Annotated in this window: 9 protein-coding genes and 2 tRNA genes; 8 read left to right on the top strand and 3 right to left on the bottom strand. The window is 33.8% G+C overall.

The genetic code is table 11. The features are described 5' to 3' along the window. Window positions 1-102 precede the first annotated feature (102 nt). From ACGH6Q_RS05230 to ACGH6Q_RS05220, 3 genes are all read left to right on the top strand, one after another. Window positions 103-179, top strand: a tRNA-Asp gene (locus ACGH6Q_RS05230). A gap of 8 nt (window positions 180-187) precedes the next feature. Next, window positions 188-263 (top strand) — tRNA-Trp (locus ACGH6Q_RS05225). 134 nt (window positions 264-397) lie between these two features. Continuing rightward, window positions 398-736, top strand: coding sequence for a DUF413 domain-containing protein (locus ACGH6Q_RS05220; RefSeq protein ID WP_034914792.1), 339 nt, complete (start codon window positions 398-400; stop codon window positions 734-736). A gap of 5 nt (window positions 737-741) precedes the next feature. Here ACGH6Q_RS05220 and ACGH6Q_RS05215 read toward each other — a convergent pair whose 3' ends face one another. The 3 genes from ACGH6Q_RS05215 to znuC all read right to left on the bottom strand — a co-directional run bounded on the left by ACGH6Q_RS05215 (window position 742) and on the right by znuC (window position 3,964). Beyond that, on the bottom strand, window positions 742-2,265 hold the full coding sequence (locus ACGH6Q_RS05215) for a YifB family Mg chelatase-like AAA ATPase (RefSeq protein ID WP_411592195.1): 1,524 nt from the start codon (window positions 2,263-2,265) through the stop codon (window positions 742-744). A gap of 123 nt (window positions 2,266-2,388) precedes the next feature. Then, a complete protein-coding gene (gene znuB, locus ACGH6Q_RS05210) occupies window positions 2,389-3,189 on the bottom strand; it encodes a zinc ABC transporter permease subunit ZnuB (protein WP_085166028.1) in 801 nt (266 codons plus the stop codon). Further along, window positions 3,182-3,964 carry a zinc ABC transporter ATP-binding protein ZnuC gene (gene znuC, locus ACGH6Q_RS05205; protein ID WP_411592194.1) on the bottom strand — a complete coding sequence of 261 codons (783 nt, stop codon included), beginning with the start codon at window positions 3,962-3,964 and terminating at the stop codon, window positions 3,182-3,184. Before znuC ends, znuB begins: the two co-directional genes overlap by 8 nt. 93 nt (window positions 3,965-4,057) lie before the next feature. On the opposite strand from znuC, the gene znuA reads away from it, so the two are divergent. The 5 genes from znuA to tolB all read left to right on the top strand — a co-directional run bounded on the left by znuA (window position 4,058) and on the right by tolB (window position 11,380). Continuing rightward, a complete protein-coding gene (znuA, locus tag ACGH6Q_RS05200) occupies window positions 4,058-5,008 on the top strand; it encodes a zinc ABC transporter substrate-binding protein ZnuA (protein ID WP_411592192.1) in 951 nt (316 codons plus the stop codon). 28 nt (window positions 5,009-5,036) lie between these two features. After that, window positions 5,037-6,386 (top strand): murein DD-endopeptidase MepM, encoded by a 1,350-nt coding sequence (gene mepM / locus ACGH6Q_RS05195; RefSeq protein WP_034914784.1) that lies wholly within the window; start codon window positions 5,037-5,039, stop codon window positions 6,384-6,386. 128 nt (window positions 6,387-6,514) lie between these two features. Then, window positions 6,515-8,848: a bifunctional glycosyl transferase/transpeptidase gene (gene mrcB / locus ACGH6Q_RS05190; RefSeq protein WP_411592190.1), complete on the top strand. Its 2,334-nt coding sequence runs from the start codon at window positions 6,515-6,517 to the stop codon at window positions 8,846-8,848. Window positions 8,849-8,859: 11 nt separating this feature from the next. Beyond that, on the top strand, window positions 8,860-9,669 hold the full coding sequence (gene mutM, locus ACGH6Q_RS05185; RefSeq protein ID WP_411592189.1) for a bifunctional DNA-formamidopyrimidine glycosylase/DNA-(apurinic or apyrimidinic site) lyase: 810 nt from the start codon (window positions 8,860-8,862) through the stop codon (window positions 9,667-9,669). Window positions 9,670-10,084: 415 nt separating this feature from the next. Continuing rightward, entirely contained in the window at window positions 10,085-11,380 is a 1,296-nt protein-coding gene (gene tolB / locus ACGH6Q_RS05180) for a Tol-Pal system beta propeller repeat protein TolB (RefSeq protein ID WP_085166026.1), read from the top strand. The last annotated feature ends 21 nt before the right edge of the window (window positions 11,381-11,401 follow it).

Here is an 11,401-nt window from a genome sequence, read left to right as displayed (position 1 = left end):
AGAAGTGAAACGCCGTAGTGCCGATGGTAGTGTGGGTATTACCCATGTGAGAGTAGGGTGCCGCCAGACTTTTAAATTTAATATATACATACCAAATACGGTGGAGCGGTAGTTCAGTTGGTTAGAATACCTGCCTGTCACGCAGGGGGTCGCGGGTTCGAGCCCCGTCCGTTCCGCCACCTTATTTAGGGGCGTAGTTCAATTGGTAGAGCACCGGTCTCCAAAACCGGGTGTTGGGAGTTCGAGACTCTCCGCCCCTGCCAAAAAAATAATTGTTCTGTTTTAAATTTAATCATTTAGTCATTTTTGATAGAACAAATAAAAGAATTCTATTTACAGATTAACTTAGTCAATTATAATTCCTGCCCAGATACTTTTACAACCTAGAGGATAGAACATGGCTGAGAGTTTTGTAAGTCAACAACGTTTTTTTGATAATAAGAATTATCCAAGAGGATTTTCTCGTCACGGAGACTTTACTATTAAAGAAGCTCTTATTTTGGAAAAACATGGGTGTGCTTTTAAAGATCTTGATACAGAAGTTAGAAAACCTACTACAGCAGAAGAAAAATCATTTGTTGCCGTTTGTAAAGGTAAAAAGGAACCATCAACTGATTTCGAAAAAACTTGGCTAAAATATCTTTCTCGTATAAATAAGCCTAAACGCTTTCATACATTATCCGGCGGGAAGCCTCAAGTTGATACAACTGATGATTTTGTCGATAGTGACGACTAATTCTTTTAACCGATATTTTTGTGTAATTGAATTAATAATCGATCCATAGAACGATAACTTAATGCTTCTGAAATATGTTTTCGTTCTATATTTTCTGACGAATCTAAATCTGCAATTGTACGCGATACTTTTAATATACGATGCCACGCCCTAGCAGAGAGTCCTAATTTAATCAATGCTTGTTCTAAATATTCATTATTTTCATCTGATAATTTACAATAACATTGTATTTCATTTGCACTTAACTGACTATTTAATTTATTGTTTCTTTTAAACTGAATATTTCTTGCTTGTAAAACTCGCTGTTTTACCGTTTCGGTTGATTCATCGGAAGTCTTTTTTTGACTTAAGGTGCCTTTAGGCAATAAAGGTACTTCAATAGAAATATCAAATCTATCGAGAAATGGTCCTGAAAGTCGATTTAGATAGCGAATTGTTTGCTGGGGTGTTGTTCTATTGTGTGTTCCTTGATAATGTCCTGTAGGGCTTGGATTCATTGCTGCTATTAATTGAAACTTAGCAGGAAATTTTATTTTTGCGTTTGCTCTCGAAATGATAATTTCACCTGACTCAATTGGTTCTCTAAGAGCGTCTAATACTTTTCGGTTAAATTCTGGTAATTCATCTAAAAATAAAACCCCATTATGTGCTAGTGATATTTCTCCTGGTTTAGGTATTGTTCCTCCGCCAACCAATGCTGCTGCTGATGCGCTATGGTGAGGTGATCTAAACGGCCTCTTACGCCAGTTTTTAATTGATCCATTTGGACTAACTAGACTAGTTATTGCCGCACTTTCAAGTGCTTCTTGATCAGATAATTGAGGTAACAGGGAAGTCAAACGAGTTGCTAACATAGTTTTACCTGTTCCAGGAGGTCCAATTAATAGTAAATTGTGACCTCCTGCGGCTGCAATTTCTAATGCTCTTTTGGCTTGTTCCTGTCCGATTATATCTTGTAGGCTTGATAAATTATTATCAATATCTTTGTATTCACGATATTGGACTGCTGGCAAGTCAATTTCGTTATATAAATATTGGCATAACTCTAATAAGTTATTGGTGATTAAAGTATTGTTTTGGTGAATTAAAGAAATTTCAGATTGATTTTCTGCTGAAATAATTAGTGTGCGATTTTTCTTTTTAGAAGAAATAGCTGCCGGAATTGCTCCTTTTACTGCTCTAATATTACCTGAAAGAGCTAATTCTCCCAAAAATTCATAATGTAATAGATTATCTGTTGGAATTTGCTCTGTAGCGGCAAGAATAGCGATAGCTATTGGTAAATCAAAGCGACTTCCTTCTTTTGGAAGATCTGCAGGAGATAAGTTAACAGTTATTTTTTTTGAAGGAAAAGTAAAACCACTATTAATAATAGCACTTCTAACTCGATCTTTAGCTTCTTTAACCGTTGCTTCAGGCAGACCAACTAAAACAAAACCAGGTAACCCGTTACTAATATGAACTTCAACGTTTATCAACGGTGCTTGTATTCCAATAGATGCTCGAGTATAAATAATTGCAAGTGACATAGTTTTTAATTATCAACATATTGAATTGTACTATTATAGTATTAGAAATAGTTAACTGATTATTAAAGTCATTTTTATTAATGGGATATGTCACGCAATAAATAATCTAATTTTGCAATAATCTTAATTTTTTTTGTTTAAAGTTAATTTTGAAATAAATAATGATATAAAAAATAAACAAGTATTACTTAATACAATTGATGGCCCTGTTGGTGTGTCGTAAATAAAAGAAAATATTAGTCCTGTAATCACTGATAACATACCAATTATTATAGCAATTATTGCCATTGCCTCGGGAGTTTTTGAATAATATTTGGCTGTTGCGGCAGGGATGATAAGTAAAGATGTAATAATCAGAGCTCCAACAAATTTCATTGATAGACCTATTGTTAGCGCCAACAGTAGAGTTAAAAGCAATTTTGTTATTTGAACATTAATACCGTGACTAAAAGCTAACTCTTCACTTACAGTAATAAATAAAATGTCATTCCATCGCCAAAGCAATAAGGCACCAATAAATGCTACACAAGTAGTAATTTGATAAAGATCAGAATATGTTACTGATAATAGATCACCAAATAAGTATCCCATTAGATCGATTCGGATATTATTCATTAAACTAATTACAACTAAACCAAGAGATAATGCACTATGAGCTAAAATACCAAGTAAACTATCAATTGGAAGTTGTTTTTGAGCTTCTAACCAAAGTAATCCTAAGGCCAGTAAAAGAGTTACACAAATGACTGCATAAAATAAATTGATATTCAGTAAAAAACCAAAAGCGATACCAAGTAAAGCAGCATGGGATAGGGTATCACCAAAATAAGACATTTTACGCCAAACAACGAAAGTACCTAAGGGACCAGTTATGCTTGTTAAGCATAAACCAGCTAATAAAGAAGGTAATAGTAACTCAATCATTATTTTTTTTTCCATAACTAGACATAGCAATTTGCTTATGTTGATCAATAGTAGAAGTGCAGCAATCATGTTGATGATTATGATGATGTTTATAAACAGCGATTTGTGAAGCCCCATGTCGTCCAAAGAGAGAAATAAACTCAGGATCATTAGATACAATAGCAGGTGTGCCTGAACAACAAATATGATGATTTAAACAAATTACTTCATCTGTTTTTGCCATAACTAAATGAAGATCATGAGAAACCATTAATACACCGCAATTAAACTGTTTTTTTGCATCAGCGATTAGATCATATAATAATACTTGACCATTAACATCCACGCCTTGAGTTGGTTCATCAAGAATCAATAATTGAGGTTGCTTTGCTAAGGCTTGAGCTAATAATACGCGTTGCAATTCCCCACCTGATAATTGATGCATAGATTTATTAATCAAATATTCAGCTTTTACCATTGATAACGTATTAAAAATCTTTTCGGTATTTAATTGTTTATTTAAGTGCATAAAACGTTTAACAGTAATAGGCAGAGTGGTATTTAAATTAATTGATTGTGGTACATAACCAATTGTTAAATTGGTTGAACGCTTAATTGTCCCTGAAGTAAATGGAATTAAACCTAAAATGACTTTTACTAGAGTTGATTTACCTGCACCATTAGGACCAAGTAATGTAATAATTTGATTAAGATGTATTGCTAACGAAACGTCATATAATATTTTTTGATGGTCAATTTCTACTGAAACACTATCAAGAGAAATTAGTGGTGTCATATCGATAAGAGCCCTTGCCTACAATAATGTTATGTTATATTATAACAATTAATGTTTTTATTCTATCATACTTTTAAATATAGGATATATGGTGTGAAAAAATATATTGCACAAAATAGTAAACAATTAATCTGTTCTTTAATGATATTTTGTTCATTAATATTTATGCAAACTATCACTAACATAGCTAATGCGACAGTTATTTCATCTGTAAAGCCCATTGGGTTTATTACTGAAGCCATTGCTTCAGGAGTAACTGATAATGATATTTTACTTCCTGATAACGCATCTCCACACACTTATTATTTAAAGCCCTCTGATTTAGCAAAACTTAAATCAGCCGAACTTGTGGTTTGGGTCGGTGAAGATATGGAAGCTTTTATGCCAACAATTTTAAAAAATATAGATAAGCAAAAGCAAATTGAATTAATGGCTGTACCAGAAATCAAATCGTTACTTAGAACCAGTCATGATGATCACGAAGATGATCATTCTCATGATGAGGTCAATCAAGATCACCATGGTGAATATGATGAGCATATTTGGCTTTCACCTAAAATTGCTAAAATTATCGCACAATCAATTCATGATAGACTTGTTACGCTTTATCCAGATAAAAGTATATTAATTGATGAAAATTTAAACGAATTCATTATTAAACTCACAGAAACAGAACAAAACATTGCAAAAAAACTAATTACCGTACAAAATAGAGGGTATTTTGTGTTTCATGATGCTTATGGGTATTTTGAGGCACAGTTCGGATTAAAAAAACTAGGCAGTTTTACTATAAATCCAGCAGTTCAGCCCGGTGTTCAAAAAGTTTATGCTATTCAACAGGAGCTCAAAGAGCACCAAGCAGTATGTGTATTTCGTGAGCCACAGTTTAGCCCTGCAGTTATTGAAAAATTAGTGAGTGGAACAGATGTTCGAATTGGAGAATTGAATCCATTAGGAACGAGTATAACACCTTCAAAAGGTGCATATTTACAATTTTTAACAAATTTAACACAGCAACTGTTGGATTGTTTAGATAAAAATTAGTTTTAGTAATAAATAGTTAAGGTTAATTTTGGCAAGAAAAATAAAATCCTTCAGTATTGAAAAAAATAATTTTAAAATTCCCTATTTTTCAATATTGGGCGTTCTTTTTATTGTTATTTTATTTACTGCTCTGTGGCGTCCGCTCAATTTGGATCGAACAATTTATGTTCCTTTAACTCCTCAAGTTGAAACTACTGTAAATGATAATTCCAGCTCTATTGATGGTGATGGAAAAGTCGAGATAGTAAATGGGAAAATGGCTACCGTTGCTGAATCATCTGATGTTCCTGAAGATGAAATTGTTAAAGATGAATTAGATGATATCGTTGATGGTAAAGATAATGCAGTACAATATACTATTGTTCGTGGCGATACTTTGCATGATATTCTAATTCGTTATAATGTTAATAAAAATGATATCTATCAATTAACAACAAAATTTAAGCAACTTGCAAATCTACGAATTGGTCAACAAATTAGTTGGACAACTGATGATAATCATAATTTGCAAACTTTTAGTTGGACAATATCAAGCAATAATATTCGAATCTATGAAAAATCGGGTGATAAATTTATAGAAAGTTCTGAAACTGCTGAAGTCATCCCACAAAATATTGTTATAAAAGGTGACATTAAATCTAGTTTTGTTGCCGATGCTCGAAAAAGTGGGTTAACTAGTAATGAAATAGGTATTATTACTCGCGCTTTACAGTGGCGCTTAGATTTTCGTCGATTACAAGTTGGTGATAAATTTTCAGTTGCTCTAACACGGGAAATGCATGGTAAAAGCTTATCTAATAGTCAGTTGTTAGGTATTCGAATTAAAAATGGAAATAAGGATTATTATGCTATTTTAGCTGATGATGGTAAATATTATGATATTAATGGTAACAGCTTATCGCAGAGTTTTTTCCGTTATCCTTTAGCGAAAAAAGCACGTGTTTCTTCTGGATTTAATCCACGTCGTTTACACCCTGTTACAGGACAAATAGCCCCTCATAATGGGGTTGATTTTGCTGTATCACGTGGTACTCCTGTATTATCCGTTGGTAATGGTGAAGTAGTAATTGCAAAATATAGTGGTTCAGCGGGTAACTATATTGCTATTCGGCATGGTCGTCAGTATATGACAACTTATATGCACTTGGATAAAATTTTAGTTAAACCAGGTCAACAAGTTAAGCAAGGCGATAAAATCGGCCTATCGGGAAATACAGGGCGTTCTACTGGACCTCATCTTCATTTTGAATTACATATTAATAACAAGCCAGTTAATCCATTAACAGCAAGTTTACCTATTTCAGAAGGATTAACAGGTAAGTCGAGAAAGGCATTCTTTTCAAAAGTTAAAAGTATTAGCTCTCAACTAAACTTTTAAGTTTATATATTTGTTTTTATATTTAAACCTTTACTTACCTGGCCTTTTTAAAAAAGGTGGTCAAGGTGCCCTTAAAAATTATGTTATCATAAGCTAATTATTATTTAATAATAAATGTTAGGTGCAGTTTGAAAACATCAGCTAAAACAGAAAAAAAACGCTCTTCTAAAAAGGCCAGAAAAAATAAAAAGACTACACTTTGGCGACGATTTTTGACACTACTATTTAAGTTGTTTCTTGTCTTTGCTGCAGTGGCTATTATTTATGGTGTTTATCTTGATCAACAAATTAAAGAACGGATTGATGGAAATGTATGGGAGTTACCGGCTGCAGTTTATGGACAAATTATTGATCTTGAACCAGATAGTGAATATAGTCTAAATGATGTGGTAACAATATTAGTTGGTGCGCAATATCGTCAACAAGATACCAAAGCTACTCGTCCAGGCGAATTTATTGTAAGAAATGATGCGGTTGAAATTTATCGTCGACCTTTTACTTTTCCTGATGGTGAAGAGCAAGCTTTTAGAGTTAGAATAACTTTTTATGAAAATCGTATTGATCGTATTACTAATATAGATTCAGGTCGTGATTTTGGATTGCTTAAGATTGATCCTAAATTAATTACTATGATGCATTCTCCAAATGGAGAACAACGGCTGTTTGTTCCATTAAAAGAGTTTCCTGATTCATTATTACAAACATTAGTCGCAACGGAAGATAAACGTTTTTATGATCATCATGGCGTAAGTTTATATTCTATTGGTCGTGCGATTTTTGTTAATTTAACAACAGGTCGTACTGAAGGTGGAAGTACATTAACTCAGCAAACAGTCAAAAACCTTTTTTTAACTAACGAACGTAGTTTAAGTCGCAAAATACGTGAAGCTTATATGGCTCTTATTTTGGATGGACGCTATAGCAAAGAACGTATTTTAGAGCTTTATTTAAACGAAGTTTATTTTGGGCAAGCGGGTAGTGAAGAGATCCATGGTTTTCCATTAGCAAGTCTTTACTATTTTGGTCGCCCAGTTAATGAACTGACATTAGATCAGCAAGCGGTACTTGTTGGCATGGTAAAAGGAGCTTCATTATATAATCCTTGGACACAACCTCAACAAGTTATTGAACGTCGTAATGTTGTTTTAAAACTTGCTCAGCAGCAAGGTATTATTGATGATGAGTTGTATAATTTATTAAGTCAGCGCCCACTATCAGTTTTGCCCAAAGGTGGTGTAATTTCGCCACAACCAGCATTTATGCAAGTTGTGCGTAGTGAACTTAGAAAACAATTAGGCGATAAGGCAGAACATCTGTCTGGTATGAAGATTTTTACTACCTTTGATCCTATAGCTCAATCAGCTGCAGAGCAAGCGGTAACTAACGTAATTGAGAAACTGCGAAAATCAACTAATAAAGAATTACAAACAGCAATGGTTATAGTTAGCCGAGAAACTGGAGAAATTCGCTCTATCATTGGTAGTGCTGAACCTCGTTATCCAGGATATAATCGTGCTTGGTTAACTCAGCGAGCAATTGGTTCATTAGCTAAACCGTCAACTTATTTAACTGCACTAGGGCAACCCGACCATTACCAACTTAATACTTGGCTTGATGATAAACCTTTATCAATAAAGCTTGATGGTAATGGTTATTGGGAACCGAAAAACTATGATCGTAAATTTCGTGATCGTGTTATGTTAGTAGATGCTTTAGCACTTTCGCTTAATGTGCCAACAGTTAATCTAGGAATGGCATTAGGGCTTGATGCAACAAGGAATACTTTACAATCATTAGGTGTATCAACAGACCGTATATCTAATTTACCATCAAGATTACTAGGTGCTTTAGAATTAACACCGTTAGAAACGGCGCAGATGTTTCAAACGATAGCTAATAATGGTCAACGATCTCCACTTTCTATTTTAAGATATGTATTGACCGATAAAGGTGAGCTAGTTTATCAAAGCTACCCACAACAGCTTCAGGCTGTATCTCAACAATCGGCTTATTTAACCACTTATGCTATGCAACAAGTTGTTAACACGGGGACATCTCGTTCATTAAAAGCTAAATATGGTTCATTTAATTTAGCAGCTAAGACAGGAACAAGTAATGATTCTCGTGATAGTTGGTTTACAGGGATAGATGGTAAAAATGTTGCTGTTGTTTGGATTGGTTTAGATGATCATTCTCCAATGAAATTAACAGGAGCAACTGGCGCCTTAAAAATTTATAGTGAATATTTACAAAATAATCCACCAAAGAAATTAGTATTGCCACTACCTCAAAATATTTTTATGGTACCTATTGATAGTGATGGACAGTGGCAATGTGATGGAAGTGGTATTCGCTCTTTACCAGTATGGACAATTAACCCTCATAGCTTATGCTCAGCGAATAACCAGCCTAGGTCCGTTCAGCAGGCACCAACTTGGGTTACTGACCTATTAAATAACTAAATGGAAATTATATGCCTGAATTACCAGAAGTTGAGACAAGTCGTCGAGGTATTTTGCCGTATTTGAAAGGACAGATTATCGATAAAATTATTGTTCGACAACCTAAATTACGTTGGTCCGTTGATAAGGCTATAAGTAATGTGCACGGGCAAGTTATTTTAGATATAAAACGTCGTGCAAAATATTTATTATTACAGTTACCCAACAATTGGATCGTAATTCATCTAGGAATGTCTGGAAGTTTACGTATTTTAAAAAATCCACAAAAAGCAGAAAAGCATGATCATATTGATTTAGTTTTAGAAAACGGCGTTACTCTACGTTATACCGATCCTAGGCGTTTTGGATCTTGGCTTTGGGCAAATTCGCTAGACGAAATATCTCAATTACAACATTTGGGACCAGAGCCTTTAAGTGACGAATTTTCAGCTGAATATTTATTTGAAAAAGCAAGGAGTCGAAAAATTCCCATAAAAAGTTGGATTATGGATAACCATATTGTGGTTGGGGTTGGTAATATTTATGCTTCTGAATCGTTATTTATGGCAAAAATCAACCCTACTCGAAAAGTAAACTCCTTACAATTAAATGAATTTGAAAGGCTTGTAGCTGCTATTAAGCAAGTTCTTACTAAATCAATTAAACAAGGAGGAACAACACTCAAGGATTTCCTGCAGTCTAATGGTAAACCTGGATATTTTGCACAGGAGTTACAAGTTTATGGACGCGAAGGTGAACAATGTCTGATTTGTGGTACAGAAATAAAATCACAAAAAATTGGACAGCGTAATACTTTTTATTGTGAATTTTGTCAAAAATAGAAATACTTATTAAGCCAAAATTATCACTTTTGGCTATTTGTCAAATGGCTTTAACATTTTTAATACATCCCTTCTACCGCTTATATAAAAATATCTTATGAAACTCTTTAATCCTTACCTAAATAGGATTAGTATAAGCAATTAGATTTAGAATAATTATTTTTAATATCACTTTGATTATTATATATAATCAAACAATTAAATGATAAAAATCTTTTTATTTTAAAGGCTATAGACTTGTGACTAGATATCGACTATCTTTCTCAGGGTATAATTGTTAATGGTTTGTAAAGCTTAATATATGGAATTAATTAGAGACAGCATATGAATTCCTAAAAGCTTGGTTTTCTGTTTTTTATGATTTTATATTTTATTCAACTCTGTGTATCTTATTTTTATTAAGGAATTTAAGATGATCAAATTCGCCTCCCGCTTTTTGGCAACTTGTTTTATTTTACTTTTTACCTCAATGGCTAATTCTGAAGTTAGAATTATTATTACTGATGGAGTGAGCTCAGCTAAACCTATAGCTGTTGCCCCATTTAAATGGACAGGTGGTGGAGAACCGCCACAAGCCATTGAAGAAATTATTGCTTCTGATTTGCGTAACAGTGGTAAGTTCAATCCTATTGACGTTAATCAAATGCCTCAGAAACCGACAACAGCTTCAGAGGTTACTCCAACTGTATGGAACAAAGTTGGTGTTTCAGCTGTTGTTGTTGGCTCAATACAACCTGATGCGTCAGGAAAATATCTTATAAATTATCAATTAGTCGATACAGTTAATCGACCAGGTACAGTTTTAGCTCAAAATCAATTCTCTATTGAAAAGCGTTGGGTTCGTTATGCAGCTCATACTGCAAGTGATGAAATCTTTGAATCACTAACTGGTATTAAGGGAGCATTTAGAACACGAATTGCTTATGTTGTAAAAATGACTAAAGGGCCGTTTTCGCACGAATTAAGAGTGTCTGATTATGATGGTTATGATCAAATTACTGTTCATCGTTCTAAGGAACCATTAATGTCTCCTACTTGGTCACCAGATGGGAAAAAAATAGCTTATGTAACTTTTGAAGGGGGGCATTCTTCATTAGTGTTAAAAACTTTGGATAGTGGTGCTGTACAAACAATTGCATCTTTTCCTCAGCATAATGGGGCGCCGGCATTTTCTCCGGATGGTAGTAAATTAGCATTTGCTCTATCTAAAGGCGGTAGCTTAAATTTATATATGATGACATTAAGTAACAAACAAATTACTCAAATTACTTCTAGCCGTAGTAATAATACAGAACCATCTTGGATGCCGGACAATCAAACTATTGTTTACACTTCTGATCAAGCAGGTCGCCCGCAGTTATATAGTATTAATATAAATACAGGTGAATCGCAGAGGGTGACTTGGGATAATACGCAAAATCAGAATGCCAGAGTGTCACCTGATGGTTCGTTTATTGCAATGATATCAAGCAATAATGGCGAACAACATATAACTCGATATGATATGGATACAAAAACCTATCAACGTTTAACTGATACTTTTTTAGATGAAACGCCAAGTATTGCACCAAATGGTACAATGATCATTTATAGTTCATCTCAAGGGTTAGGTACAATTTTGAACCTTGTTTCTACAGATGGTAATTTTAAGGCAAGGTTACCAGCTACTGATGGGCAAGTAAAATTCCCTGCATGGTCACCATATTTATAAAGACAGCTTAAAAAAACAACT

It is taken from the genome of Gilliamella sp. BG2 (genome assembly GCF_046635645.1).
GTDB lineage: Bacteria > Pseudomonadota > Gammaproteobacteria > Enterobacterales > Orbaceae > Gilliamella > Gilliamella bombi.
This window is presented reverse-complemented; position numbering and strand designations above follow the sequence as displayed.

Coding starts and splice junctions, on each gene's coding strand:
- ACGH6Q_RS05220 (WP_034914792.1), top strand. CDS start 398: ATGGCTGAGAGTTTTGTAAGTCAACAACGTTTTTTTGATAATAAGAAT.
- ACGH6Q_RS05215 (WP_411592195.1), bottom strand. CDS start 2,265: ATGTCACTTGCAATTATTTATACTCGAGCATCTATTGGAATACAAGCA.
- znuB (WP_085166028.1), bottom strand. CDS start 3,189: ATGATTGAGTTACTATTACCTTCTTTATTAGCTGGTTTATGCTTAACA.
- znuC (WP_411592194.1), bottom strand. CDS start 3,964: ATGACACCACTAATTTCTCTTGATAGTGTTTCAGTAGAAATTGACCAT.
- mutM (WP_411592189.1), top strand. CDS start 8,860: ATGCCTGAATTACCAGAAGTTGAGACAAGTCGTCGAGGTATTTTGCCG.